This is a genomic window from Mucilaginibacter pankratovii, from assembly GCF_014773265.1.
GTDB classification, from domain to species: Bacteria; Bacteroidota; Bacteroidia; order Sphingobacteriales; family Sphingobacteriaceae; genus Mucilaginibacter; species Mucilaginibacter pankratovii.
The window spans coordinates 419053-444729 of the sequence record NZ_JACWMY010000001.1; the positions used below are offsets into that span (position 1 = coordinate 419053).

The window sequence follows — 25677 nt, forward strand, 5'->3', positions numbered from 1 at the left end:
ATTACTTGTTTACATTTGCCGCTATGAAAGCAGATTTTGATGTAATAATTATTGGTGGTAGCTATGCCGGCCTTTCCGCAGCAATGGCTTTGGGGAGGGCATTGCGCAATGTTTTAGTGATAGATGCCGGGCAGCCCTGCAACAGGCAAACACCGCACGCACACAATTTTATTACGAACGATGGCGAAACACCAGCAACCATCAGTGCGAAAGCCAGGAAACAGGTGATGCAATATCCAAACGTGCATTTTTACAACGGAACGGCAACGGCTGCCCGTGAAAACGATGGGCTGTTTGTTATAGAGACCGATAAAGGCGAAAGTAACACCTCTCGTAAGTTGCTATTTGCCACGGGCATAGTGGATGTAATGCCCGCCATTCCAGGCATTGAGCAAAGTTGGGGAATCTCGGTTTTGCATTGCCCCTATTGCCATGGTTACGAGGTGCGCAACCAGCCTACGGCAATTTTTGCATCGGGCGAGGTTGGTTTTGAGTTTGCCAAGATCATTAATAATTGGACTAAAGAACTTACCCTGCTTACCAACGGACCGTCTCAGCTTACCAGCGAGCAAATTACTGCGCTTGCCGGGCACAACATCAGTGTTAATGAAACGCCGGTTACAAAGGTCAATCATCAGGACGGTTATATCAGCAATGTTGCATTTGCAGATGGCAGCGGCCTTGCCATAAACGCCATGTACGCCAAGTTTCCATTCCGGCAAACCTGCGAATTACCTCAAAGTTTGGGCTGCGCGTTAACCGAACATGGCTTTATTAAAATAGATGAGATGCAGGCAACAACCGTAAACGGCGTGTTTGCTGCGGGCGATAATACGACTATGTTCCGTTCACTATCGATAGCTATCGCTGCGGGTAACCGGGCGGGTGCGATGATCAATCACCAGATGATCAACGAGGATTTTTAAAACTCCGGCAATATTCCTTCTATCCCCCAGCGTTCCTCTATCCCTAATCCAAACAGGGCGAAATCATATTTCACGGGGTCCAGCGGGTCGAATTCGCGGAGATTTTGGGTGAGTTCGAGGGCCGTTTGCCAGTCGGTTTGTTTGCGGGTAATGAGTTTGAGTTTGCGGGCCACGCGATCTACATGCAGATCGCAGGGGCAAATCAGGTCTGCCGGACTGATGCGGTTCCAGATCCCGAAATCCACGCCTTGTTCATCCTTCCGCACCATCCAGCGCAGAAACATGCACAGGCGCTTGCAGGTTGATTTTTGCGATGGCGAGGATACGTGTTTTTTGGTACGGTTTGGGAAATCGGGCAGGGACATGAAGTACGAACGAAAATGATCCAAAGCCCATTCCGCAGAGCCCCTCCCGTCCCCTGAAGGGGAAGCTTTTGACTTGCTACCGTACAACTCCTGCTCCCCCTTCAGGGGGCCGGGGGGCTGCACGAATGCATCTTCCAAACTCTCGAAGTGTTCATAATGATGCCTGAAGAACGAAATAAAGTACAGCGTATCGATATCATTAAACGTTCGGTGCTTAAAATGCAGCAGCTTCTTTAAATCAGGCTCTTCGTGATTGATAATAAAGTCGTAGGGGGCGCCATCCATCAGGGTGATGAGTTCTTTGCATTTATTGATGATGGTAACCCGCTGCCCCCAGGCCAGCGTTGCTGCCCAAAAACCCATGATCTCGATATCCTGCTTTTTTGTGAACATATGCGGGATGCTTACCGGGTCGTTTGCAATGAATTCCGGGCGGTTGTATTGAGATACTTTAGCGTCGAGGAAAGCTTTGAGGTTATCGTTCATCTTATCTCAAAGCGTCATTGCGAGGTACGAAGCAATCTCCCGATAAGCAGGGCCGTGATGCAAAGCTTAGAGATTGCTTCGTACCTCGCAATGACGCGGTGGTAATATATTTTAAGCCAGCGCCTGTTTCAAATCTTCCAGCAGATCCTCAATATCCTCTACCCCTACGCTTAAGCGCAGCAGGTTATCTACCACGCCGGCTTTGTCGCGCTCGGCTTTGGGGATGCTGCCGTGCGTCATGCTTACCGGGTGATTGATAAGTGATTCTACGCCGCCCAATGACTCGGCAAGGGAGAATACTTTAAAGGAGCCGGCAATGCGGAAGGTTTCCTGCAGGTCGGCATCTTTTAAAACGATGGAGATCATGCCGCCAAAATCGCGCATTTGCTTTTTGGCAACCTCATGGTTCGGCGAATCGGGGAAACCCGGCCAGTAGATCTTCTCTACCCTTGGGTGATCCTTTAAAAACTCAGCCACCGCGCGGCCGTTCTCGCAATGCGCTTTCATACGCAGGTGCAGGGTTTTAATGCCGCGCAGCACCAGGAAGCTGTCCATAGGCCCGGGAGTGGCACCACAGGCGTTGTAGATGAACCATAGCTTCTTGTAAAGCTCTTCGTCGTTCAGCATCAGGGCACCCATTACCACGTCGCTGTGGCCACCGATGTATTTGGTAACCGAATGCATTACCACATCAGCGCCTAGATCTATCGGGTTTTGTAGGTATGGCGAAGCGAAGGTATTATCTACCACAAACAGCAGGTCATTTGCCTTACTGATCTTCCCGATAGCCTCGATATCCACCACCTGCATAGTTGGGTTGGTAGGCGTCTCTATCCAGATGAGTTTTGTTTTATCGTTGATGTATTCGTTAATGATCTCCGGGTTGCTCAGGTCCAGGAAATGGAACTTGATGCCGTAGTTAGCGAAGATCTTGGTAAAGATGCGGTACGAACCGCCATAGAGGTCGTTGCCGGTAATTACTTCGTCGCCTGGTGCCAGCAGCTTCATTACGGCATCGGTTGCGCCCATGCCGCTGGAGAATGCCAGTCCGTATTTTGCGTTTTCCAAAGCCGCTAAGCAATCTTCCAGCGCCTTGCGGGTTGGGTTGGTACCGCGCGAATACTCGTACCCCTTATTATCCCCCGGCGTTTTTTGCCAGTAGGTAGAGGTTTGGTATATCGGCGTCATGATAGCGCCTGTAGTTGGATCGGGCTCCTGCCCTGCGTGTATTGCTTTTGTTGCGAATTTCATGTGCGTTAGTTGATGGTTCATAGATCATAGTTCATGGTTTTAGCCGATTTGTTACTATGAACTATCAACCATGAACTATGAACTCCCTAATATGCCCGTGCAAAAAGCACCCTTTGTGTAGACGGATTCCCCGTGAGGATGCATTTGCCTTCTTCCTGCTTATTGTTCAAAGGTATACAACGGATTGTAGCCTTAGTTTCATCTTTTATTTTTTGTTCGGTTTCTGATGTGCCATCCCAATGGGCCGATATAAACCCAGGCTGCTCATCCAGCATGCGTTTAAACTCTTCGTAGGTATCTACCTCGGTAGTGTTCTCCGCACGGAAGGCTGAGGCCTTGGTGTAGATATTCGTTTGAATTTCTTCCAGCAATGCTGTAATATGCGCTGCCAGGCCGTCCTGTTGCACGGTTTCCTTGGTTTTGGTATCGCGGCGGGCAAGCTCCACAGTGCCGTTCTGCATATCGCGGCTGCCAATAGCTACGCGCAATGGTACGCCTTTTAACTCGTACTCAGCAAACTTTGCGCCCGGGCGATGGGTATCGCGGTTATCAAATTTCACCGTAACATCTTTACTGCGCAGTTCTTTGGTCAAGCCTTTTACGTATTCGGTAATGGCATCCAATTCTTCGGGGTGTTTGTAAATCGGCACAATAACCACCTGTATCGGCGCCAGTTTCGGAGGCAGCACCAATCCGGCATCATCCGAGTGGGCCATGATCAGCGCACCTATCAAACGGGTTGAAACGCCCCATGAGGTTGCCCAAACAAAATCCTGTTTATTATCCCGGGTGGTGAATTTTACATCAAATGCCTTAGCAAAATTCTGCCCCAAAAAGTGCGAGGTACCTGCCTGCAGGGCTTTGCCATCCTGCATCAAAGCTTCAATACAATAAGTATCCAGCGCGCCGGCGAAGCGTTCGTTGGCGGTTTTACGGCCTTTTACCACCGGCAGTGCCATCCAATTTTCGGCAAATTCGGCGTAAACATCCAGCATTTGTTCCGTTTCTGCTACAGCTTCTTCGGCGGTTGCGTGAGCGGTGTGGCCCTCCTGCCATAAAAATTCGCTGGTGCGCAGGAACAAACGGGTGCGCATTTCCCAGCGCATTACGTTGGCCCATTGGTTCACCAAAATAGGCAGATCGCGGTAGCTTTGGATCCAGCCGCGGTAGGTGTTCCAGATGATGGTTTCTGATGTTGGGCGGATAATTAATTCTTCCTCCAGTTTTGCTTCCTCATCCACAACAATATTGCCGTTTCCATCGTTCTTTAGCCTGTAGTGTGTTACTACAGCACATTCTTTAGCGAAACCCTCCACGTGGCTGGCTTCCTTAGAGAAGAAAGATTTTGGTATAAGCAGTGGGAAATAAGCGTTTTGATGCCCCGTCTCTTTAAACATTTTATCGAGCTGGGCCTGTATCTTTTCCCATATAGAATAGCCGTAAGGCTTAATGATCATACACCCTCTAACTGGCGAATATTCTGCCATGTCAGATTTAATTATTAAGTCGTTAAACCATTGCGAATAATCTTCGTCTTTACTAATAACACCTTTGCTCATATACTGATTTATTGGAATAGAATTTGACTTTATAATTAATATTACTAACCGCCAAATTTATAAATTTATACGTTTATTTGAACTCGAACTTTATACTCTCTGCAAAAATGAAAAGGAACCTACTCTTAGGAATCACAATGATCGGCGCCATGGCGCTGAGTTCCTGCTCCGTAAACAAAACCGCATCCACCTCAAAAAATAGCGACGACGTTTATTTTTCGCAGGCTACAGCCGGCGAAGCACCTGAATACGTTGCACCAAAACCCGTATATCGCCAGGACGAAGACGTGGCCTACCAGGAAGAAGGTGATGACGATTATTACTATTACGACGATTACTCATCGCGCATCAACCGCTTTAACTATTATTCTCCTTTTAGCTATTACGATAGTTACTACGGTGCTTACAGCCCATACAATTACGGCAATTACGGTTTTAGCATAGGCCTTGGCTACGGTTACGGTGGTTACAACGGCTTTTACGGCGGAATTGGTTATGGCTATGGCGCATTTTCGCCTTATGCTGGGTACGGCTGGGGTGGTTATGGCGGCTATGGGTACGGTGGCTATTACGGCTATGGTGGTTATGGTTATTCGCCATATTCTTATTATGGTACAGGTTATGGTTACGGTGGCCCCTACTGGGGTGTAATATCGGCAAACAGCACTTACGGTACGCCGCGCCCAAACAGGGGTAATGGCAGCCCGCGTGGTGTTGGTGTAGGCGGCCGTAATGGCATAGGCTACACAGGTACCGCAAATAATGGTATTGGTTATTACCCTAACAGGCCAAACAGGGGTGGCAGCAACGGCGGTAGTGTACGCCCTAACGGTACAGGCGGTTATAGTAACGGCGGTTACAGCAATACACGCCCAACCAGGGTAGCGCGTGGCGAAGGCGGCCAAAGTTACCAGCCTCAAAGGCAGCCACAACAAAGGCCGGCAACCCAGGATCGTACGCCCGACAGGCAACCATCTTATTCTCCGCCTCCATCTAATAGTGGCGGTGGCGGTAGCAGCAGCGGATCAAGCGGCGGCGGCGGTGGTGGCGGCAGGCCAACAAGACCATAATTCATTTTTACACACCTAAAGTTTATGAAAATAAAATATCTACTCAGTGTGATCGCTATAGTAGCGGTCACTAAAAATAGTTTTGCCCAATATTCGCAGGATGCCGTACGGTTTTCTGGCGCGCAAACCGGCTCTACAGCACGTATTAAAGCAGTTGGTAACGCGGGTACAGCCATCGGCGGCGATCTTAGCTCGATAAGCGGTAACCCTGCCGGCCTTGGTTTTTTTACCAAATCTGAACTGAGCCTAACACCGGAATATAACAACATTAAAGTAAATTCTACCTACCAGAGCACGCACGGTACGGATACCAAATCATCCGGTAATTTAAACCATGCCGCTTTTGTAATATACCAGCAACTAAACCGCCCAAAAGGCACCGACAGAAGCAAAGGTTGGCTGAGTTTTAATTATGGCGGTGGTTACAGCCGTACCAATAATTTTTACGAGAACATTAACTACGCGGGCAGTAACGGTACAAATTCCATTAACGATTATTACGCCAGCCAGGCGAATCAATTTGGTATCGACATAGGTACCCTGGCCGGTAACGCATACGACCATAACCTGATAGACAACTACGGCACAAATGCCAACCCTAATTATAAAAGCAACGCTTTCCCCGGTGTAGATCAGCAGAGCATCATTACCCGCACAGGCGGCCAGTCGGCTTTAGATTTTGCATTCGGCGCCAATTACAGCAATAAGTTTTACATTGGTTTGGGCGTAAGCTTTACCGATGTGCGCTTTAACTCGCTAAGTAATTTTTATGAGGACGGGGCATTATCTGTATTAGAAGGAAGCCCTACACCTGTTGCGGTAACCCGCGATTACAGCTCCAAGTTTACGCAGGACCAAAACACCCGCGGATCAGGCTTTAGCGGCCGAATAGGTGCTATTTTTAAACCGGTTGACGCGGTGCGTTTAGGTGCAGTAATTAACACGCCCACTTATTACACCATAGACGATTCTTACAACGAAAGCCTTGCAACAAGCATTAGCAATGGCAGTCGGTTTGAAGATGGCCCGCAAAACTACTCGTTAACCTACAACATGCGCACGCCATGGAAATTTTCGGGTGGTGCATCTATATTTATCAAATCATTCGGTTTTATCACCGGTGATATTGAATATATAGATTACAGTTCTACCCATATCAGCAGCGATGAGAATTTTAATGCCGACAAGGATGATAACCCTGCTATCCGCAGCCTGTACCAATCGGCGGTTAACTACCATGTTGGTGCCGAAGCAAGGATCGCCAGTTTCTTTTTACTGCGCGGTGGTTACGGCATACAAGGTAAAGCCCGCCGTGATGATAACGCAAGCGACATTAAAACCGTTAGCGGCGGCGTAGGCCTGCGTTTTGGTGCTTACTACCTTGATGCTACTTACACCCACGCAACCGGCAGCCAAACCGTATATCCTTACGAGGTTGGCAGTGCAAGCCCGGGTGCCTTATTAAACAGAACCCTGGATAACGGGTATTTAACTTTGGGATATAGGTTTTAGATGTGAGATTTGAGACATGTAGTGGCTAATTGAACCACAGAGATTCTCAGAGATTTACACACACAGTTTTTAAACAATCGAGGCGATGAAATTTCATCGCCTCGATTGTTTAAGTTTTCTTATAGTTATAAGATGAAAATTAGATATGAAAACATGGGCACTCCAATTCCCCAAAAACAAGCGCTATCATTAGGGGATTATACAAAAATTTATACCCTCCCAAATGGCATGGTTAAACGGGAAGATAGTTTCGACGGGCACAAATTACTAACGGTTAATTATTATAAAGAGGAAGAATCTAATGAAGAAATTCGAGCACTCCTCTCTCCTTTAAATGTTTCTTTCGGGATTCGTACGATTGAAGAATATGGCCCTTACCGTGTAGTACATGACGATAGCTATGTCGAGAACATACTCAAATATAAATATAATATCTTGTGGCTGGCCAATAACAAAGTCATATGTTTTGAAGAGATTAACATCGAAACAAATCTTCCGCTTTACGACAGAACTTCTAAGTATTTAGGTCACTACGAGGATGAGAGTAGTACTGGCTATTGTAAATTCCATTACAATGTGGACGGCAGTTTAAATTTTTGTGAATATGATTACCTGCACGACTACGACTCAGACGAGTTTGATTTAAAAACTATCCATTTACTAAAAGACAAGTTTGTGTTGTCTGAAGATTTATACAATTATTATTTAACGGCTAAATTACTTCCTGACTTGGACTAATGCAGGGACGGAGAAAACTATAAAGGCGATGAAAAATTCATCGCCTTTATAGTTTAAAATAAAAAACAACTCCGAAATCGAACATCCGAAATCCGAAATCAATTAATCTTCATTTACGAAAGACCTCAACATCCAGGTGTTCTTTTCTTTGAATTGCATAAAGCGGTTCACCATATCGTTGGTGCCATCGTCGCCGGCTTTGTCGGTTATCTCTAATATCTCGCGCTCCATTTCTATCAGGGCTGCCATATCTTCGATGATCGCCTTTACCATATCGGTATCCAGCAGGCCTATCGTGTTTATTTCTTTTAAAGTTGACTGGCTAATGTAATCCTTAAAGGTACTGTATGGCGGTTTGCCCAGGGTAAGGATGCGTTCGGCCAGTTCATCGATAGTGGTTAGCGCAGCCGTGTAAAGTTCTTCGAATTTTACGTGCAGGGTAAAAAAACTTTGGCCTTTAACGTTCCAGTGGCAGCCACGTAATTTTTGGTAGTGGATGTGGTAATTAGCTAACAGGTCGTTCAGGTGGTCTACAACCGGTTTTACCTTTTTTTCTTCTAAGCTGATCTCTTTAGCGTCCATAGTGTATTGTGTATATGTTTTGGTGGATAACATGCCTTTAGCGGCATTGTTTATAAAGGTAAGCACATTTGATATAATTGCCCATATTTGCAGCATAAATGACAATTTTGCAACCATTACTCAGCCATAATTTCGGAGGCACTATCTGGCGGATGGAGATAGACGAGCTTACCGATACAATGGTGGCAGAGATCCGCAACGAAACCGATAAGCAGGTAAGTTTTGTCTCCCTTAGCCTAAACACCGGCAAAATTTATTTCGAAGGCTTTAAAACCGATGAACGCTGGCTTACGGGTATCGAAGCTGTTTACGATGGCGTTGCCCTGCTACACTACTACAAGCACGAAAGCGGTCCCGAGCACAAAGGTATCATCGCTATCGATGCATGTACCTCGGCAGCGCTTTGGAGCAACTACAGCAACGCTTTCGATCACCTTAGCATTAACGGACCGGTGGTTTATAACACCAGCCTCCAGCCTAAAAAATTACTGATGGCCGATATAAAAACCGGGCAGGTGCAGCGCGGCTACCAGGCGGCGGATAAACCTTTGCCCAATAGTATAGTCATACCTGCAATAACATCTGCAAACCAATTTGTTCCGGGAACGTTACCTGTGCCTTTTGGAAATATAGTGCATTACCTTAATCACAATAATTATAGAATTGTATCTTTGCACGCGTTAAAAAACGGTGTGCTGCAACAGCATATCTATATTATGGCCGGTATAGAAGTGTTGTATACCGATTTATTGAACAGCGGTATACAAAAATTACAACCCGAGGCGTTTGTATTACATAAAAATGCCCTGGTTTACATTAAAAATAAAACAGAAATTATCGTATTACCCCTCTAAAATACTGTATAATAATTGATTATGAAGTTAAAGATCCTGTTAGTATCCACCATATTCCTCACACTTTCGGCATCACTGTTTGCCCGCCCGCTGGTTGACTCCATTGGTGTGGAGAACCTGAACGGCAAGAAAGTGATCCTCCACAAGCTGGATCCGAAAGATAATTACTACTCCATTGGCCGCAAATATGGCGTTAGCCCCAAAGCTATTATCGAGTTTAACAGCAACGCCAGTATGCAAATTGGCAAAGTAATAAAAGTACCTACCGAGCGCCCTTTTAGCGGCGACGCGCCTGCATCTGCTGTAGTAACTGCTACGCCAGCGCAGCAGCCGCAAACCAAACCAGTGGTACAGCAACCGGTAACTACCACACCACCGGTTAACACGCCGGTAGTAAGCCAGCAAGTGGCAACAACTACTCCGCCTGCTGTAAAACCGGCAGAGCAAAAGATAGAGCAGAAAACAGCCCAGGAAGTTGCCAATAGCAATGTAAGCGGCATTACTGTACAACAATATAAAGTTGGCGCAGGCGAAACCCTTTACTCTATAGCCAAGCGCTTTGGCACTACGGTAGATGATATCACCGCAACCAATAAACTTACATCAACCATTGTACCGGGCCAGGTTTTAACCATCCGCTCGGGTGTGCCTGCTACACCACCGCCTCCGCCCCCAGTTGCGCACCCTGTTGATACCGCGCTTGCCAAACGCGACAGCACTTATGTGGCATCTCCGGCAGATTCATTGGCCGATAAACGCGCGGGAGCCAGTAAATACGGCTTATTTGAAAAAAATGAAAAGGGCGTGGCCACCTGGATAGACGATGCCAGCCTCGACCCGAATAAAAAACTGATACTGCACCGTACCGCCCCTATTGGTACCGTAATGCGGATCACCAACCCTATGACGGGTAAAAGCACCTTTGCCAAAGTAGTTGGTCGCTTTACTGACAATCAATCTACCCAGGGGGTAATGATCGTGATGACCAAAAACGTTGCCGAAACTATTGGCGCTATTGATAAACGTTTCCATGTAACTATTAGCTACGGTACTCCTAATGAATAAACCTTATGTAATTGGTGTTGCCGGCGGAAGCGGAAGTGGCAAGACCTTTTTTTTGAAGTCCTTTTTAGCGCATTTTACACCCGAAGAAGTATGCCTGGTATCGCAGGATGATTATTATATCCCCGTGGCGCATAACATGACCAAGGAGGAAAATAAGCTCTACAACTTCGATCTGCCGAGCACCATTGACGCCGACCTGTTCGAGAGCGATATCAGCAAGCTGATGCGCTGGGAAACTGTTTACCAAAAGGAATACACCTTTAACAATCCCGATATCGTCCCCAGGATATTGGAGATAAAGCCTGCCCCTATTATTATCGTGGAAGGCTTGTTCATCCTCCACTTCCAAAAAATAGCAAACGACCTCGACATGACCATCTTCATCGAAGCCGATGAAGAGATAGCCCTCCGTCGCCGCCTAAAACGCGACCTGGCCGAACGCGGTTACTCTAATGAAGACGCTTATTATAAATGGGTAAACCATGTGGTACCGTCTTATAAAGAGTACCTGCTGCCCCACCGCGACAAGTGCGCCAAGGTGATTATCAACAACGGCACAGTTGCAGATGATATCTTTAGGGTAACGGATGAAATTTCGCAGGAATTGCGGGAACGGATATTAGGGAAGTAATTAGTTATACGAGAGGCTACTTATAGCGGAATTGAAGGCGGCTATATTTGCCGGCCTTACGTTTAGATAGATTATATAAATGGCGGGTTCGCCGATTTTCCTAATTCCGAATCTCCTGCTTTTTAGTGGCTGAAAATCTTCCAGTTCTTCTTTAATATCTTCCTCGTCAATTAATTGTTTGAATTTTTCGTTGGAAAGATTAAATCGCATTGCAGGCCTGCGTAGCTTTTCCGGCAAGTACAGAATTACAACACTTTCACTATCCTTAAACATTAATTGATGTTTAAAAAACCAGCTTGTAGTACGCTCTACAGATTGCAGTCCCAGGGGAATCAATAATTTATATTCTTTATCTCGTATTATAGTGCGGTCAAGTTTCATCGGCAAACATTTCGGAACGGTAAATTCAGTTAATTTCTCAGCGGCCTCAGAAGAGATATGTTTTGTAGCGCATCCAAAACAGATGGTTACAATGGAAATCAATAAATACTTGTAAAAACACCGCAGCGACATACTTCAATATTATTTCGAAGTACAATGTAGTGAAAGGTAGGGAATTTTTAAGAGGTTGCTGTATATTAAAGTACTAATCGCAGTTAAGCAACAGTTCGTAGTATTTCTTCATTAAAACGGTATCGTAATTTACGAGGGAATTGTAGGCTTCGGTAACCAGTTCGTTCAAAATTGAAGAACCAAGCTGCCCTGCCCCGTTTGGGATAGAATCGTAATAGGTAATAAGCTCTTTAACCCTTATAATTTCGTACAATAATTGCTGGATGAGATCGGTGTTTTGCCCATCGCCCATACCCCGCGAATTATTCAGAAAACCTAAAGGATCGTTGGTGGTAGATGTCATTTGCAAAACAAGGATCCGGCTAAATGTTTCTCAATATATCTTTACTTAAGCCTAAGTAACCACTAAGGTTTGCATTTTGTTTTGATTTTTTATCAAAAATTTTAAATTAAATAGCAAAACCCTCTTTTTGGGAGGGTTTTGCGTATAAATCAAGAAGATTATTTGTTTGAATCTGGCCTTGGCAACAAAACTTTGCGCGAAAGTTTCAGTTTACCTTGCTTATCAACGTCGAGCAGTTTCACACGTACTTCATCGCCTACATTAAAGATCCCATCCATGGTCTCTATCCTGCGGTGATCAATTTCTGATATATGTAACAAGCCATCTTTACCCGGCATAATTTCAACAAATGCACCAAACGGCATTATTGATTTTACTTTACCTTCGTAGATCTCGCCAACTTCCGGTTTAGAAGCGATGTTGCGGATACGGGTTAAAGCGGCGTCGATAGAAGCCTTGTTATCGGCAAATACCTGTACAATACCCTGGTTGTCTTTCTCTTCGATAGAGATGGTAGCACCAGTCTCACGTTGCATTTCCTGGATGATCTTGCCACCGGGCCCGATAACCGCACCAATAAATTCTTTGTCGATTTTAATGGTAACGATACGTGGAGCGTGTGGTTTGTAATCTTCGCGTGGCGCGGTAATGGTTTTTGCCATTTCGCCAAGGATATGTAAACGGCCTTCTTTTGCCTGGTCTAAAGCGTTAGTAAGCACTTCGTAAGAAAGACCATTAATTTTCAGGTCCATCTGTACAGCAACAATACCGTTTTTGGTTCCCGTTACTTTAAAGTCCATATCACCTAAGTGATCCTCATCGCCAAGGATATCAGAAAGGATAGCATATTTGGTACCCATTTCGTTGGTGATCAATCCCATCGCGATACCTGATACCGGGTTGGTGATCTTAATACCTGCATCCATCAAAGCCAATGTACCGGCGCAAACCGTAGCCATTGATGAAGAACCGTTAGACTCAAGGATATCAGAAACGATACGGATAGTATATGGGTTCTCATCTTCGTGTGGTAACACACGTTTCAACGAACGCATAGCCAAGTTACCGTGACCTATCTCGCGGCGGCCTGCACCTCTGTTAGGGCGAACCTCACCGGTAGAAAAACCAGGGAAATTGTAGTGCAACAGGAATTTTTGATAACCGTTGATGAAAGCACCATCTATCATTTGCTCATCGTCCTTAGCGCCTAAGGTAACGGTGGTTAATGCCTGGGTTTCGCCACGGGTGAACACAGCAGAACCGTGTGCAGATGGCAGGTAACTAATTTCGCTCCAGATAGGGCGAATTTGTTTGGTATGGCGACCGTCTAAACGTTTGCCTTCATCCAAAACAAGGTTACGGATGGCATCATATTCCACATCGTGGTAGTATTTTTTGGCAAGTGATTTGGTGATATCGTCAATTTCGCCTAAAGTAGCGATGTAAGCATCACGTACTTCTTTAAATTTTGCAGAACGCTCATCTTTTGCAGATGCAGAAGATGCGATATCATATACCTGCTGGTAAGTAGCTTCGTAGATCGCTTGCTTCAGATCTTCGTTGCTATGCTCGTGGCTGTAGGTACGTTTAACGGTTTTACCAACTTCTTCAGCAAGTTCAATTTGCGCTAAACACTGAATTTTAATGGCAGTGTGTGCAAACTTAATTGCTTCAACCAGTTCAGCTTCCTGTATCTCGGCACTTTCGCCTTCCACCATGTTGATGTCGTGCTGGTTACCTGCTACAATAAACTCAAGGGTTGCAGTTTTTAACTGGGTAAGGGTTGGGTTGATCACCAGTTGGCCATCAACTTTAGCAACACGCACTTCAGATATCGGCCCGTTGAAAGGGATATCAGAAACAGCTAATGCTGCAGAAGCCGCTAAACCTGCCAGTGCATCCGGCATAATGTCTTTGTCGGCCGAAATCAGAGAGATCATCACTTGTGTATCAGCGTGATAATCTTCTGGGAACATAGGGCGCAATGCACGGTCAACCAAACGGGAGATCAAAACCTCGTAGTCTGACAAACGTGCCTCGCGGCGTAAAAAACCACCCGGGATACGGCCGGTGGAAGCGTATTTCTCTTGGTAGTCTACAGAAAGAGGTAAGAAATCAATGCCCTCTTTTGCTTCTCGTGATGATACTACGGTAGCTAATAACATGGTATCACCCATCTTAATCACTACAGAGCCATCAGCTTGTTTAGCCAGTTTACCGGTTTCGATCTCAATGGTGCGGCCGTCACCTAAATCAATTACCTTTTTAATTACGTTTAAACTCATCTTGTTTGTGTTGTGGGGCACTTTTCATCTTCAGGAGCACCCCGGTTTTTTTATGTGTGTGTGTATAATAATGTTTCGATGCGTATGTTTTTACCGGTTTTCATCCGGAATTTGAAGCATTTTGGCTGGTTTTATAGGTTTATAAGGGGCAGCAAATAATGGTTTCAAAAAGTAAAAAAGCCATCCTGCACAATGCGGACGGCTTTTTGAAAAATATTCAGGAGGATTACTTAATGATATCCCTCAGCGCCAAGGCCTTGATGATAGCACGATACCTGTTGATATCTTTTTTGAACAGGTATGCCAGCAATCCGCGGCGTTTACCTACTAATTTTTGAAGCGATAACTGGGTAGAAAAATCGTGTTTGTTTTTCTTAAGGTGACCAGTTAAATGCGCTATGCGGTAAGTAAATAATGCTACCTGTCCTTCGGTTGTACCTGTGTCGGCGGCACTCTTACCATGTTTTGCAAAGATCTCTGCCTTTGCTTCGTTACTTAAATACATTACGTAAATAATATTAAAGCGTTTAAAATTCTATTAATTGTGGCGCAAAGATACGGTTAAGCTTTTATATGTACAAGGGGTGGTTTGAAATGTTTATCGGGAAGTGGTTGTAATGTTTTAAGGTTGTAAAATTGCAGGGTTAAGGAACTGGTTTTGATGAGGTTTTCGTCTCCGCAGGGTCTCTTGATAGAGGATCCTGCGGCGGCGGGACATTCAGCCGTGATATTGGTCCCACGGTTTTGCTCAACGGTGCCGCAGGGTCCTTTTTCAAAGAGACCCTGCGGGGACAGGAACTATTTTAACAATATATCCTTTGCCCTATCAAGCAATTCATCTCTGCCCGCTTTTATGCCTGCAATGGTTGGTTTTATGAGAACATCTATTTTTACACCTTTCCTCTGCGTTTCTGCACCATCAGGATAATAAACGCCTATCCCCGATATCATGGTAGAAATTCCGCCGGGCAGCGCTATGGAAGAAACATTGCCATCGGCTCCGGCTGTTGTGCTGCCTATTACCGTAACATTTGGCGAGCTTTGGAAACACATGGTGGTGTATTCTGCCTGGCTTTGCGATGTTTCATTAACAATAACCACAATTTTACCTTTATACACACCGGAGGGTGCCGGCGGTATAGCTATTGGTTCGCCTATAACAAACAAACCTGGCCGGCTAATACTGCCCGTGGAGAATTTCACAAATGGAGTATTATTGGTTTTTATATACGGCCCAAAAGTGTAAGGCATAAATTCCGAAGGGTAACAACGCATATCCACAATGATACCTCTGGTTTGCTCAAACAGGGCCTTGATAGCATCAAGGTCTTTATTATGATACTTACCCGGGTATAGGTACCCTATGTTTTTATCCATTAAATAAAAACCTTTTCCTTTCGGGTTGGGGTCGTAATCTGCGGCGTAATTTATCTTAGCCATTGGCAGCATATTAATTATAGCCGTAAATTGCTTACCGTCGCGCTGCAGGTTAAGTGTAAGCTTGTCTCTACTACTCCGCAATAAAAAGGCTAAAGGCAAATCCCGTAATTGCGCAGCGTAATTAGATGCTGGCGTATAAGGCAGGTACTTTTTTATCAGTTCGGTTACCGGTTTACCGTTTATCGCGGTGATCATATCCCCCGGCTTTACCAGTTCTTTAACGTTTAAAGTATCGTTATAATAACCTGTTACCACCAACTGCTCCTCCACAAACTTGGCCTTAAAAGGGACCGCATTTTTACCCTTATAATCATTTAGCACCCGGTTGCTACCCCATATATTGGCATGGGTATCGTGCACGCGCGCGATCAGGGCGAGCGTATTCAACGTATATTCCGTCGCATTCGCCGATCGAACAAATTTCGGCATGCAGTCTACCAATACATCGTTCCAGTTCTCTGCAATAAGGTGTTTGTACGGAAAGTAGTATTGTATCATGCTCCAATACCTGTATAAGCTGAGCAGCCTGTAGCCGGCATCGGGATATTTCATAGCGCTGTAGGCCATTTCGTTTGTAAAAACAGGGTTGCCAACGCCTGGCGCCAGGCTCACATAATAGTTTTTGGCAATTGCTTGGTTATTCAACATATTACTTAATTCACCCGTTAAGGTTTTGCTTAATACCTTACCATTAAATAACTGCCCGTAATCAGGTGACAGTTTAATATTATTGCCTTTATACGGCACACAAGTAGAGCATTTTGGCACAGGCCCGAGGCCTTTAAGCCAGTTTGCAAGCGCCGCGCTTAATTCATCATTGTTACCGGCTTTTAAAACAGCAGGCATCACCCTGAATAATTCGGCATCCATATTTACATCGCCTTTGGCAACATTTGGATGATGATACTTTATAAAACCCCATACCTGCCCAAGCATTGTTAAATTGCTTATTTGCTGTTTCCCTAACAGTACCGTATCTATTTTTGATCCTTTGTTAAAAGCGGTATCTCGTTCTGCTTTTGCCATCTCTCTTTCTATTGCTTTTGCCTGCTGTACGGGCTGTCCGTCGATAAACAGCCGGAAATTGTCAACCCACATTTTCCCCTTTCCCACCAGCAATCCGCCCAGGTGTATGTTTACGGCTTTAGTTTCATCGTATGGCAATTCAATCACATATTCTTTCCAGTCGGTAGTGCCGGTTATTCCCCTGTCCTGCATATTATCAAAAGCCTGGCTGCCATCCACACGAAGCCATAAGCCGGCATAGCCGGCGGTTACGTTTTCGGTTTTAACATATCCTCTCAGCTCTACTTTATTGCCCTTAAATGTTTTGGGGATAACATAGTCTATCACACCAAAATCGGCCGTCTCGCCAGTTTTCTCAATAGATACGGCGTATTTCCCCTGCTGCTTTACAACGCTGTCTACTTTTACAGGGTACGCTTTTAACTGTTCGGGCTGAAAATAGGTGATCCACCCAACCGGTTTCAACCTGTCGGCGCTCAGCGTTTCTAAATCACCATTAAATTGGGTTTGAGAAATGGCAGGCCTGCAGCTTAGTAAGCCGAGAATTAGCCAAAGAGGCGAGAAACGTTTCATAAAGGCGGGTTAGGTAGCGTGATTTTATTATGATGATATTAACGGGTTTTTATTTGTTTTAATATTGCAGTGATGCAACTAAAACAAAAACCTCGTTTTTACTTTTTACTTTTGACTTCTAACTTTTTACTTAATGCCCACCTACTCCACTTTCCAAACCGAGCACCGCGTACGCCCCGATGATATCGACATGTTTCAGCATGTGCATAACAGCAAGTATTTTGATTACGTGCTGGCTGCCCGTTATGAGCAAATGGAAACCTGCTACGGTATGGCCATGGAGAAATTTATGGAACGCGGCTTTGGCTGGGTGGTGCGCACGGTGTATATGGACTACAAACGCGCCCTTAAAATGGGCGATTATTTTTCAGTGCGTACCGGCATCGAAAGCATCAACGATAAAGGTTGCAGGGTAGCGTTCACCATTACCAACAAAGCCACCAAAAAGGTTTGCTGCGATGGCTACTTCGATTACGTAATGATTGATATGGCCACCGGCCGTGGTACTAAGGTGCCCGAGGATGTGATTGAGCATTACGGGATATAATTTCAATATCAAACACCGAATATCGAATGATGATTACGAAGTTGAATACTTCATCATTCGATATTGGAAATTCATTATTCGATATTACTTCTCCTAATTCGCCAGTATCGCGTCCCCGCAGCAATTCACATCGCTTACCAGTAAGCCTTTAGAACCGTTAATGGTTTCGATGGTGTGGATATACTTGTGGGTTTTGGTTAACTGATCGAAGCCCTGGGCCATCACCTTTATATTCAGATCGGAGATATCAAAATCCACACTATCCTGCAGGCATAGGAAATGCTGGTTTTGCATCGGCAAAAAATCATGGATGTACCCCTGGTCGTGCAGGTTGATAACGCTCATGGTGAGAGCGTTATTCAATTTACGGGCGCTGTTTTTCAGGATCTTCATGGTTTCTGTAAGTTTTTACGGTAAATAGGACGCTCGGGCGCTTCAAATAGTTACAAATGAGCTATTTAAAAGTGAAACTATATCCCAACAATATTTATACCAATAAATGAACTTATGATTAATAAAATGAATTTAACGGCTTAGGCTAACAAAATCCTATTCGCCTTTTATTTCAGAAACGATATCTTCCTTTAGGTCCTTCAATATCAAATAAAACTCATCGAAATTGGGATACCCATTTTTCCAATATAATTCGTGTTGGAAATTTCCAGAATTGAAAATAAAGTCTGCAAATGAATACATGAGTTTTTCATAATTAAGTAGTTTCGACTTCAAAGCACCATCGGTATAACAAGCAGTCAAAACTTCTATCCTCGATAAATATCTATTTATTTGTTCCCATTCATTTTCTGAAATGTATTTGTCCCTTTCAGCGAAATATTGATTTCGGGTTTGTATATCTTTATTAGTTGGGTCTCTTAGAACTAAAACAAAGCAATACAAATTTTTAAATCTGTTGTAGAATTTACTCAAAGATTGAATTACCTCAAATAATTCCTCCAAGTTTTTAACACGAAGCTGCTGCTTGTTATTCTTGTTGGAATAGTAATTGGCGAAGAGAGCCACTATAATAGCTACCAGCGTCAAAACTGTTGAAGAAATTGCTAATAGATTTTCTAAGGACATTGTTTTATTATTACATTGCCCCTTCTATCAGCTCGCTATAAAACTCCGGCACGCTCATGCCGGCAGCGCGTACCTGCTGCGGTATCAAACTGGCAGATGATTGCCCGGGGGTTGTGTTTACCTCGATAAAGTAAAAATCCTGCGTGCCTTCCAGCAGTATAAAATCTACCCGCACCATACCGCGGCAGTTAAGGCGTATGTAAACCCGGGTAACTATTTCGCCAATCTCGTGCACCTTTTCGGCGGGCAGATCGGCAGGGGTAATTTCTTCGGTAAAACCGGGGCTGTATTTGGCCTCGTAATCAAAAAACTCCTTGGTGGTGATCAGTTCGGTAGCGGGCAGTACCGTAATTTTGCCTTTTAAGCGGGCTATTCCTATGCTAAACTCGCGGCCTTTTATAAACTCTTCTACTAATATTTGCGAATCTTCATGGAAGGCTTTATCAAGCGCATCCTGCAGGCCGCCTACGTTGTGTACTTTGCTCATGCCTACGCTGCTTCCGCCATTGTTCGGCTTGATGAACAGCGGAAATTTTAATGCCGATGCAATGGTAGCCGTATCGTGCATATCGCGCTGATGCAGCTGCATCGATTTGGCAGTATGTAAACCGTGGATACCGTTCACAATAGCTTTGGTGTATGCCTTGTTCATGGTGATGGCAGATGTGGTGGCGTCGCAGGTATTGTACGGGATGCCCATCATATCAAAATAGCCCTGCAGTTTGCCGTCCTCGCCCGGGGTACCGTGCACGGTGATGAATGCAAAATCGAATTTCACTTTTTCGCCGTTCAGGGTAATGCTGAAATCGTTCTTATCTACCGCCAGCGTTTCCCCATTATTATCGTAAACCCAGCTATCGCGGTTGATAAGGATGGTGTACACCTTATATTTTTCGAGAGTGCCAAGATTTGCGGCTATATTTTTTGCGCTGTTGAGCGATACTGCATATTCGCCGGAAAATCCCCCGGCCAAAAGGGCTACGTTTATGGTTTTCATGTAGCCAAAGATAGTTTTTTTTGGTAGTCCGCAAGTCCGTAAGTCGGAAAGTCCGTAAGGAAAAGCTAAACCAGTGTGCCGATTGCACCTTTTGCAAAACACATATTACTGACTTTCGGACTTTTCCGACTTTCGGACTTTATTTCTAAAATTTTTAGCCTATGTTTGAGTTTAATATCGCATCACCAGGTATGAGTAAATTCGGGTCTTATTTAAAATCAAGGCAATTCAGAAATACGGTTTTATTGGTAATATCCACCGTCATTGGTATTGTGCTCATCGCCTTCTTCAGCCTCGGTTACTACACCCGCCATGGTAGCGGCATCCCCGTACCGCAACTGAAAGGACTTGACGTAGATAAAGCCATGGCCGCCCTTAAAGAACAAGGGTTTAATTATAAAATAGATTCCGTTTACGTACCCGATCAAACACCCGGCACCATCGTGGAGCAGGACCCGGATGCAGGCACCAACGTAAAAGAAGGCCGTACCATATACCTCACCATGATTACCCAGCAGGCACCGCCAGTAGCGCTGCCAGATCTGATAACCGAACAAAGCATTTACCGCGAAGCGGTGGCCACCCTATCCAATTATGGCCTTAAGGTGGGTGACACCATTTACCGCAGCGATATAGCCCGCGACCGGGTACTTGAAGTTAAATTTAACGGCCAGGTGATAAAACCCGGCACCAAACTGCCAAAAGGTTCGCGTTTAGACCTGGTACTGGGCAACGGTGAAGGTGCCAGCGAAGTAGACATCCCCGAACTGATCAACCTGGACCTGGATGCTGCCAAATTTTCCATCAGGGGTGCGGGTTTAACTATCGGTACCATCACCTATGAGGGCAGCATTACCGATTCTACCAACGTTATTGTAGTGGGCCAATCTCCCATGAAATCAGATTCGCTGAGCCAAACCAGTATTGGCACGCGCATAAACCTTACTGTTTCACAAGGGCAAAAAACCAATGAGCCAAATTGATGCTGCTACCCTGCAGCAGCGTTTAAATAATGGCGAAATAATAAACCTGCTGGATGTAAGGCAAAAAATTGAATTTGCAACCTTTAATATAGGCGGGTTAAATATACCCGTATCCCAACTCGCGGCCAATATCAACCTGGTTAATTACAACAAAACTGATGAGATAATCGTTATTTGTAGCGCAGGTATCCGCAGCGATAATGCGCAGGGTATTTTAAGCGGTTTAGGCTACCAAAATGTGCTGAATTTAAAAGGCGGATTAATAGCTTTGCAAAAATTAAACAACAAGTAAAACACATCTCCCAACATATCTTCTATGTCAGAACAAAAAAAGCCTTCGGGCGGGACATTAAAAAAATTCATCATCGCGCTGGTAGTCATTATTATCTTGTCGCTTGCCGGCACGGGCGTATTTTATTACCTGCGTTACTTTGGCCCCAATGTAAGCGATAAGCAGGAATACCTTTACATCCGCACAGGCTCCGACTTCCACGACGTTTATAAAATTATTATAGATAAGGGCATTGTGAAGGATACCACCACTTTTATGTGGGCCGCCCATAACATGAATTATGTAAACCGGGTTAAGTCGGGTAAATACCGCCTAAAATCGGGCATGAGCAACCGGAGCCTCATTAATATGCTGAAAAGCGGTAACCAGGAGCCGGTAAAGCTGGCCATCCACAACATCAGGTTAAAAGAGCAATTTGCGGGTTTCCTGGCCAAAAAACTGGAGCCGGATTCGGTAGCGATGCTGCGCCTGCTTGATTCTGCCGCTTTTGTAGAGAAATACGGCTTTACCACCGAGAACGTTTATACCATGTTCCTCCCCAATTCGTACGAGTTTTACTGGAACACTACGCCCGAGAAATTCTTTGAGCGGATGTATGCCAATTACCAAAAATTTTGGACGCCCGAACGCAAAGCCAAAGCCGCAGCCATTAACCTTACGCAACAGCAGGTATCTATCTTAGCCGCCGTTGTGGATGCCGAAGCCCTGCACGATGATGATATGCCTGCCGTAGCCGGTTTATACCTTAACCGCCTTAAAAAAGGCATGAAACTGGAAACCGACCCTACCGTAATATTCGCTGTAGGCGATTTTACCATAAAACGCGTGCTGAGGAAAGATCTGATGAAGGATTCGCCGTACAATACTTATATGTACGCAGGCCTGCCGCCCGGGCCTATCATGATGCCATCTATAAACGCTATCAATTCGGTATTGGATTATCAGCATAACGACTACCTGTACATGTGCGCCAAGGAAGATTTTTCGGGCTACCACAACTTTGCCAATAACGAGGCGCAGCACCAAATAAACGCGCGTAAATTCCAGCAGGCGTTAAACCAAAGGCACATTTACCGCTAATGTTTCAGTACGCTACTAAACTACGGGTGCGCTACGGTGAAACCGACCAGATGGGTTATATGTATTACGGCAACTATGCCGAGTTCTTTGAAGTGGGCCGTGTAGAAATGCTGCGCAGCCTTGGCTTAACCTATGCGGGTATGGAAGCATCGGGCATTATGATGCCCGTACTGGAGTTGAACTGCAAATACCTTAAACCAGCCCGGTACGATGAGGAGATCACCATCAATGTTTCGATGGCGAAAATGCCGGGTGTAAAAATTCATTTTAAGTACGAATTGGTTAACGAAAAACAGGAGCTGATCCACATTGGCGAAACGCTTTTGGCTTTCATCAACATGAAAACTAACCGCCCATGCCTGCCACCACAGGAATTTATTGATAAATTAAAGCCTTTTTTTGAGTAATTTTATCCATAATGAAATGGATACACCGCTTTTTAAGCCATTTTAAGTTTTACCACTACATAACCGATTGGGCAAAATCCGTGTACATCCCTGGTTTCAGGCCCCTGCCGTTATATACGGTGGTTGTTTTCTTTATCGAAGAAATTCAAAAAACATCTCTTAACAACCGTGCGGCCGCACTTGCCTACAACTTTATGCTGGCGCTGTTCCCGGCTATTATATTTTTATTTACGCTGATAGCCTATATCCCGGTAGATAAATTCCAGGACAAACTGCTTGATTTATTCGCCATGATAATGCCAGCTAATGCGTACGCAGCATTCCACTCTACTATTGTGGATATCGTTAGCATACAAAACGGCAAATTGCTTTCCGTTGGATTTATAACAGCTTTGTACTTTGCTACAAATGGTGTGAGCAACCTGATGCAGGCATTTAACAAGTCGTCGCTGATATTAGAGACCCGCACCTGGCTTAAAAGGCGGGCCATAGCGCTTTTACTTACCGTAGTTATAAGTATTGCACTGCTTATAGCCATCGTAATTATGATAGCCGGCCAGGCAGTTATAGGTTTTATACAGGATAAATTTTACCACAATTCCCACTATTGGTTTTACCTGATCGCGTTATCGCGCTGGATAATTATCCTGGCCATATTTTTTGTGAGCATCTGCATACTATACCGCTATGGCCCATCCAACAAACGCAAGTGGAAGTTTATCAACCCGGGCTCTATTTTGGCCACCTCGCTGGCTATATTAACTTCTATCGGGTTTACCTACTACACCAACAATTTCTCATCGTACAATAAGGTTTACGGCTCTATTGGCACGCTCATCGTAGTGATGATCTACCTGTATTTAAATTCGCTTATCCTGCTTATTGGTTTTGAATTAAACGCCAGTGTAGACCTTTCCAAGCGGAATATACGCATTGTTAAACCACGGTATAACAGCTTCAGGGCGCCGAAAACAGCCGTTTCGCAAGCAAAAACCAACACTCCGCACAAATAAACCAATGGCGTACAGGAGTTTACAAGTAATTTAAAAAAAGTTAACATCGGGTTTGGCAATTCGGCCCGGATTTGTACTTTTGTCCCCGGAGAGCTGGCAGAGTGGTCGATTGCGGCAGTCTTGAAAACTGTTGACTGTAACAGGTCCTGGGGTTCGAATCCCTAGCTCTCCGCCAAAAGGCAAAACAAAAGAAACTGCGTCATTCGTAGCGTAGTTCCTTAAAAATTGCCAAAAACAGTGTCAGTAAAGCGTAGAGGGACATTTTACGAATCCTAACTCTCCGCCAGAAGCATTTTAAAAGTGTAAAAAGCCCCGTAATTGTGAAATTATGGGGCTTTTTCTTTTCCAATACCTACCAAAACTCGCATATAATCGCAAAACTCTAATGCGTCATTCGTAGAGTCTTTTAAAAATCAGGCAAAAAAACAAAAAGACTCTACGAATGGCTTATAACCATTTGAATAACAGCATGTTTACAACATGGACATCTTGTTTGAAAAATGGCTTAAACGTATTTTTGTTTAACTTTTATTTACAAGTTATGTTAGAAAAAACATTTGGGTTAATCTTCTTTTTGAAGCAAACTAAAAACAAGCAAGAGGACAACAGATTCATTTATGTGAAAATTACCGTGGACGGTAAAGCTGTCGAGTTGTCTACCAAGCGCAGGTGTGAAATATTGAGGTGGAACGCCCATACAGGGAGAGCTATCGGTACAAAGGAAGCGTCGAAAGAACTAAATCAGTATCTCGATTCCTTCGAACAACATGTTTATCATGTAAAACGGATTATTAATTATTCTGATAGTATCACCTCCGCACAAGGTATCAAAGATATCTTACTCGGAAATGTAGAAAAACAGAGGATGATTCTTGAAGTATTTAAACACCACAATGATCAAATGAAAGCTTTGGAGGGTATAGACTTCGCTCCAGGAACGATCGGCCGTTACGAGATCTCTAAGCAACATACAAGGGATTTTATCAGATGGATGTATAAGGTGGAAGATAAACCGATCAAAGAATTAGATCATGAATTTATTTCGCAGTACGCTTTTTGGTTAAAAACTGTCAGAAAATGTAATCATAACTCAACCATGAAATACCTGGCCAATTTCAAAAAGGTAGTGTTGATCTGCGTAAAAAACCGGTGGCTACCGGGCGATCCTTTCGCCAACTTTAAATTGACAAAAAAAGCAGTCGAAAAAATCGCGCTTACAGAGGCGGAACTAAAGAGGGTCATGGAAAAAAAATTCGATGCCGAACGACTCTCTTTAGTGAGAGATATTTTCGTTTTTAGCTGTTATACAGGCCTCGCCTATGCTGATGTGAAAAATTTAAAACGTTCTGATATAAAAACCGGTATAGATGATAAAGAATGGATATTTATTAATCGCCAAAAAACGAGCTCAGCCTCTCACCTACCCTTATTAGCTCAAGCACGAAAAATTTTAGCCCGATACAGTAATCATAGCAAATGCGTCGACACTGATGCTGCGCTTCCTGTTTTGACTAATCAAAAAATGAATGCTTATTTAAAAGAAATAGCAGATACATGCGGAATAAAGGAGGAACTGACTTTTCACATAGCACGTCATACGTTTGCGACGACAGTTACACTCAATAATGGCGTTCCGATGGAATCAGTATCAAAAATGCTCGGCCACTCTTCCATAAGACAGACTCAACATTATGCTAAAATGCAAAATTACAAGGTAAGTAAAGACATGCTTTTACTGGAAGACAGCTTGATGGGAAAAAACTATAAGGATAATTAAAGGATTTGGAGAGGTATAGAATTAGACTGGTTTATGGTACATCGTCGCCTATAAATTCACTGTTTAAAAAGCGTGAGATGGAAACATAATGGGAGAATAATGGCTGGGAACGGTTTGCCTGGAACGGCAAGGAAAGGAAGTTTAGCAGAAAGTGCTGACGAGTTGGAACACTATTTACAGGCAGTAAAGCAAAGAAGAATGCTGCCTGTAAATAGTGTTTATTGTAATAGAGAATGTACCTTATAAAAATACAGATGTCTGCAAAGCAGGCAGTAAATTAGG

Annotated in this window: 26 protein-coding genes and 1 tRNA gene; 15 read left to right on the forward strand and 12 right to left on the reverse strand. The window is 44.3% G+C overall.

What is annotated here, in order from left to right; all coding sequences use genetic code 11:
• Positions 1-23 precede the first annotated feature (23 nt).
• Positions 24-926: an NAD(P)/FAD-dependent oxidoreductase gene (locus tag IDJ77_RS01550; protein ID WP_191187164.1), complete on the forward strand. Its 903-nt coding sequence runs from the start codon at positions 24-26 to the stop codon at positions 924-926.
• Here the strand turns inward: IDJ77_RS01550 and IDJ77_RS01555 are convergent.
• From IDJ77_RS01555 to proS, 3 genes are all read right to left on the reverse strand, one after another.
• A complete protein-coding gene (locus tag IDJ77_RS01555; protein ID WP_191187165.1) occupies positions 923-1777 on the reverse strand; it encodes a TIGR02757 family protein in 855 nt (284 codons plus the stop codon). The two genes, IDJ77_RS01550 and IDJ77_RS01555, sit on opposite strands and share 4 nt — an antisense overlap.
• Before the next feature lie 111 nt (positions 1778-1888).
• Positions 1889-3049, reverse strand: a complete 1161-nt coding sequence (locus IDJ77_RS01560) for a cystathionine gamma-synthase (protein ID WP_262892784.1) — start codon at positions 3047-3049, stop codon at positions 1889-1891.
• Positions 3050-3114: 65 nt separating this feature from the next.
• Complete coding sequence (proS, locus tag IDJ77_RS01565; protein WP_191187167.1) at positions 3115-4587, reverse strand: proline--tRNA ligase; 1473 nt, start codon at positions 4585-4587, stop codon at positions 3115-3117.
• A gap of 107 nt (positions 4588-4694) precedes the next feature.
• Here proS and IDJ77_RS01570 point away from each other — a divergent pair, with 107 nt between their 5' ends.
• The 3 genes from IDJ77_RS01570 (at position 4695) to IDJ77_RS01580 (ending at position 7907) form a co-directional block, all read left to right on the forward strand.
• On the forward strand, positions 4695-5657 hold the full coding sequence (locus tag IDJ77_RS01570; protein ID WP_191187168.1) for a hypothetical protein: 963 nt from the start codon (positions 4695-4697) through the stop codon (positions 5655-5657).
• Between the two features lie 24 nt (positions 5658-5681).
• Entirely contained in the window at positions 5682-7169 is a 1488-nt protein-coding gene (locus IDJ77_RS01575; RefSeq protein ID WP_191187169.1) for an OmpP1/FadL family transporter, read from the forward strand.
• Between the two features lie 132 nt (positions 7170-7301).
• Positions 7302-7907: a hypothetical protein gene (locus IDJ77_RS01580; RefSeq protein WP_191187170.1), complete on the forward strand. Its 606-nt coding sequence runs from the start codon at positions 7302-7304 to the stop codon at positions 7905-7907.
• A gap of 102 nt (positions 7908-8009) precedes the next feature.
• On the opposite strand, the gene IDJ77_RS01585 is transcribed toward IDJ77_RS01580, so the two are convergent.
• A complete protein-coding gene (locus IDJ77_RS01585) occupies positions 8010-8489 on the reverse strand; it encodes a Dps family protein (protein WP_191187426.1) in 480 nt (159 codons plus the stop codon).
• A gap of 98 nt (positions 8490-8587) precedes the next feature.
• Here IDJ77_RS01585 and IDJ77_RS01590 point away from each other — a divergent pair, with 98 nt between their 5' ends.
• The 3 genes from IDJ77_RS01590 to IDJ77_RS01600 are packed head-to-tail and all read left to right on the forward strand — an operon-like array spanning position 8588 to position 11039.
• Positions 8588-9343, forward strand: a complete 756-nt coding sequence (locus tag IDJ77_RS01590; protein WP_191187171.1) for a DUF4905 domain-containing protein — start codon at positions 8588-8590, stop codon at positions 9341-9343.
• A gap of 21 nt (positions 9344-9364) precedes the next feature.
• Positions 9365-10408: a DPBB and LysM peptidoglycan-binding domain-containing protein gene (locus IDJ77_RS01595; protein ID WP_191187172.1), complete on the forward strand. Its 1044-nt coding sequence runs from the start codon at positions 9365-9367 to the stop codon at positions 10406-10408.
• A complete protein-coding gene (locus IDJ77_RS01600; RefSeq protein ID WP_191187173.1) occupies positions 10401-11039 on the forward strand; it encodes a uridine kinase family protein in 639 nt (212 codons plus the stop codon). Before IDJ77_RS01595 ends, IDJ77_RS01600 begins: the two co-directional genes overlap by 8 nt.
• Here the strand turns inward: IDJ77_RS01600 and IDJ77_RS01605 are convergent, their stop codons facing one another.
• The 5 genes from IDJ77_RS01605 to IDJ77_RS01625 all read right to left on the reverse strand — a co-directional run bounded on the left by IDJ77_RS01605 (position 11040) and on the right by IDJ77_RS01625 (position 17219).
• Positions 11040-11522: a hypothetical protein gene (locus IDJ77_RS01605; protein ID WP_191187174.1), complete on the reverse strand. Its 483-nt coding sequence runs from the start codon at positions 11520-11522 to the stop codon at positions 11040-11042. It abuts the gene before it with no gap.
• 103 nt (positions 11523-11625) lie between these two features.
• Entirely contained in the window at positions 11626-11895 is a 270-nt protein-coding gene (locus tag IDJ77_RS01610; protein WP_191187175.1) for a hypothetical protein, read from the reverse strand.
• 158 nt (positions 11896-12053) lie between these two features.
• Positions 12054-14180, reverse strand: coding sequence for a polyribonucleotide nucleotidyltransferase (pnp, locus tag IDJ77_RS01615; RefSeq protein ID WP_191187176.1), 2127 nt, complete (start codon positions 14178-14180; stop codon positions 12054-12056).
• 226 nt (positions 14181-14406) lie between these two features.
• Positions 14407-14685 carry a 30S ribosomal protein S15 gene (gene rpsO / locus IDJ77_RS01620; RefSeq protein ID WP_191187177.1) on the reverse strand — a complete coding sequence of 93 codons (279 nt, stop codon included), beginning with the start codon at positions 14683-14685 and terminating at the stop codon, positions 14407-14409.
• A gap of 293 nt (positions 14686-14978) precedes the next feature.
• Positions 14979-17219, reverse strand: coding sequence for a S41 family peptidase (locus IDJ77_RS01625; RefSeq protein ID WP_191187178.1), 2241 nt, complete (start codon positions 17217-17219; stop codon positions 14979-14981).
• 133 nt (positions 17220-17352) lie between these two features.
• On the opposite strand from IDJ77_RS01625, the gene IDJ77_RS01630 reads away from it, so the two are divergent.
• Complete coding sequence (locus IDJ77_RS01630; RefSeq protein ID WP_191187179.1) at positions 17353-17766, forward strand: acyl-CoA thioesterase; 414 nt, start codon at positions 17353-17355, stop codon at positions 17764-17766.
• A 93-nt stretch (positions 17767-17859) separates the two neighbouring features.
• On the opposite strand, the gene IDJ77_RS01635 is transcribed toward IDJ77_RS01630, so the two are convergent.
• From IDJ77_RS01635 to IDJ77_RS01645, 3 genes are all read right to left on the reverse strand, one after another.
• Positions 17860-18159 carry a hypothetical protein gene (locus tag IDJ77_RS01635; protein ID WP_191187180.1) on the reverse strand — a complete coding sequence of 100 codons (300 nt, stop codon included), beginning with the start codon at positions 18157-18159 and terminating at the stop codon, positions 17860-17862.
• A gap of 156 nt (positions 18160-18315) precedes the next feature.
• Positions 18316-18846 carry a hypothetical protein gene (locus IDJ77_RS01640; protein ID WP_191187181.1) on the reverse strand — a complete coding sequence of 177 codons (531 nt, stop codon included), beginning with the start codon at positions 18844-18846 and terminating at the stop codon, positions 18316-18318.
• Positions 18847-18856: 10 nt separating this feature from the next.
• Complete coding sequence (locus tag IDJ77_RS01645; protein ID WP_191187182.1) at positions 18857-19843, reverse strand: D-alanine--D-alanine ligase; 987 nt, start codon at positions 19841-19843, stop codon at positions 18857-18859.
• A gap of 191 nt (positions 19844-20034) precedes the next feature.
• On the opposite strand from IDJ77_RS01645, the gene IDJ77_RS01650 reads away from it, so the two are divergent.
• The 7 genes from IDJ77_RS01650 to IDJ77_RS01680 all read left to right on the forward strand — a co-directional run bounded on the left by IDJ77_RS01650 (position 20035) and on the right by IDJ77_RS01680 (position 25395).
• On the forward strand, positions 20035-20826 hold the full coding sequence (locus IDJ77_RS01650) for a PASTA domain-containing protein (RefSeq protein ID WP_191187183.1): 792 nt from the start codon (positions 20035-20037) through the stop codon (positions 20824-20826).
• Entirely contained in the window at positions 20813-21118 is a 306-nt protein-coding gene (locus tag IDJ77_RS01655; protein ID WP_191187184.1) for a rhodanese-like domain-containing protein, read from the forward strand. The genes IDJ77_RS01650 and IDJ77_RS01655 overlap by 14 nt, the downstream gene beginning before the upstream one ends.
• 24 nt (positions 21119-21142) lie before the next feature.
• Positions 21143-22198: an endolytic transglycosylase MltG gene (gene mltG / locus IDJ77_RS01660; protein WP_191187185.1), complete on the forward strand. Its 1056-nt coding sequence runs from the start codon at positions 21143-21145 to the stop codon at positions 22196-22198.
• The gene (locus IDJ77_RS01665) at positions 22198-22605 is read left to right on the forward strand and encodes an acyl-CoA thioesterase (RefSeq protein WP_191187186.1); all 408 of its coding nucleotides are present in this window, start codon (positions 22198-22200) and stop codon (positions 22603-22605) included. Before mltG ends, IDJ77_RS01665 begins: the two co-directional genes overlap by 1 nt.
• A gap of 11 nt (positions 22606-22616) precedes the next feature.
• Positions 22617-23618 (forward strand): YihY/virulence factor BrkB family protein, encoded by a 1002-nt coding sequence (locus IDJ77_RS01670; RefSeq protein ID WP_191187187.1) that lies wholly within the window; start codon positions 22617-22619, stop codon positions 23616-23618.
• An 87-nt stretch (positions 23619-23705) separates the two neighbouring features.
• Positions 23706-23793, forward strand: a tRNA-Ser gene (locus IDJ77_RS01675).
• A 366-nt stretch (positions 23794-24159) separates the two neighbouring features.
• On the forward strand, positions 24160-25395 hold the full coding sequence (locus IDJ77_RS01680; RefSeq protein WP_191187188.1) for a site-specific integrase: 1236 nt from the start codon (positions 24160-24162) through the stop codon (positions 25393-25395).
• Positions 25396-25677: the final 282 nt, after the last annotated feature.

Coding starts and splice junctions, on each gene's coding strand:
- IDJ77_RS01550 (WP_191187164.1), top strand. CDS start 24: ATGAAAGCAGATTTTGATGTAATAATTATTGGTGGTAGCTATGCCGGC.
- IDJ77_RS01555 (WP_191187165.1), bottom strand. CDS start 1,777: ATGAACGATAACCTCAAAGCTTTCCTCGACGCTAAAGTATCTCAATAC.
- IDJ77_RS01560 (WP_262892784.1), bottom strand. CDS start 3,049: ATGAACCATCAACTAACGCACATGAAATTCGCAACAAAAGCAATACAC.
- proS (WP_191187167.1), bottom strand. CDS start 4,587: ATGAGCAAAGGTGTTATTAGTAAAGACGAAGATTATTCGCAATGGTTT.
- IDJ77_RS01570 (WP_191187168.1), top strand. CDS start 4,695: ATGAAAAGGAACCTACTCTTAGGAATCACAATGATCGGCGCCATGGCG.
- IDJ77_RS01575 (WP_191187169.1), top strand. CDS start 5,682: ATGAAAATAAAATATCTACTCAGTGTGATCGCTATAGTAGCGGTCACT.
- IDJ77_RS01580 (WP_191187170.1), top strand. CDS start 7,302: ATGAAAATTAGATATGAAAACATGGGCACTCCAATTCCCCAAAAACAA.
- IDJ77_RS01585 (WP_191187426.1), bottom strand. CDS start 8,489: ATGGACGCTAAAGAGATCAGCTTAGAAGAAAAAAAGGTAAAACCGGTT.
- IDJ77_RS01590 (WP_191187171.1), top strand. CDS start 8,588: ATGACAATTTTGCAACCATTACTCAGCCATAATTTCGGAGGCACTATC.
- IDJ77_RS01595 (WP_191187172.1), top strand. CDS start 9,365: ATGAAGTTAAAGATCCTGTTAGTATCCACCATATTCCTCACACTTTCG.
- IDJ77_RS01600 (WP_191187173.1), top strand. CDS start 10,401: ATGAATAAACCTTATGTAATTGGTGTTGCCGGCGGAAGCGGAAGTGGC.
- IDJ77_RS01610 (WP_191187175.1), bottom strand. CDS start 11,895: ATGACATCTACCACCAACGATCCTTTAGGTTTTCTGAATAATTCGCGG.
- pnp (WP_191187176.1), bottom strand. CDS start 14,180: ATGAGTTTAAACGTAATTAAAAAGGTAATTGATTTAGGTGACGGCCGC.
- rpsO (WP_191187177.1), bottom strand. CDS start 14,685: ATGTATTTAAGTAACGAAGCAAAGGCAGAGATCTTTGCAAAACATGGT.
- IDJ77_RS01625 (WP_191187178.1), bottom strand. CDS start 17,219: ATGAAACGTTTCTCGCCTCTTTGGCTAATTCTCGGCTTACTAAGCTGC.
- IDJ77_RS01630 (WP_191187179.1), top strand. CDS start 17,353: ATGCCCACCTACTCCACTTTCCAAACCGAGCACCGCGTACGCCCCGAT.
- IDJ77_RS01635 (WP_191187180.1), bottom strand. CDS start 18,159: ATGAAGATCCTGAAAAACAGCGCCCGTAAATTGAATAACGCTCTCACC.
- IDJ77_RS01640 (WP_191187181.1), bottom strand. CDS start 18,846: ATGTCCTTAGAAAATCTATTAGCAATTTCTTCAACAGTTTTGACGCTG.
- IDJ77_RS01645 (WP_191187182.1), bottom strand. CDS start 19,843: ATGAAAACCATAAACGTAGCCCTTTTGGCCGGGGGATTTTCCGGCGAA.
- IDJ77_RS01650 (WP_191187183.1), top strand. CDS start 20,035: ATGAGTAAATTCGGGTCTTATTTAAAATCAAGGCAATTCAGAAATACG.
- IDJ77_RS01655 (WP_191187184.1), top strand. CDS start 20,813: ATGAGCCAAATTGATGCTGCTACCCTGCAGCAGCGTTTAAATAATGGC.
- mltG (WP_191187185.1), top strand. CDS start 21,143: ATGTCAGAACAAAAAAAGCCTTCGGGCGGGACATTAAAAAAATTCATC.
- IDJ77_RS01665 (WP_191187186.1), top strand. CDS start 22,198: ATGTTTCAGTACGCTACTAAACTACGGGTGCGCTACGGTGAAACCGAC.
- IDJ77_RS01670 (WP_191187187.1), top strand. CDS start 22,617: ATGAAATGGATACACCGCTTTTTAAGCCATTTTAAGTTTTACCACTAC.
- IDJ77_RS01680 (WP_191187188.1), top strand. CDS start 24,160: ATGTTAGAAAAAACATTTGGGTTAATCTTCTTTTTGAAGCAAACTAAA.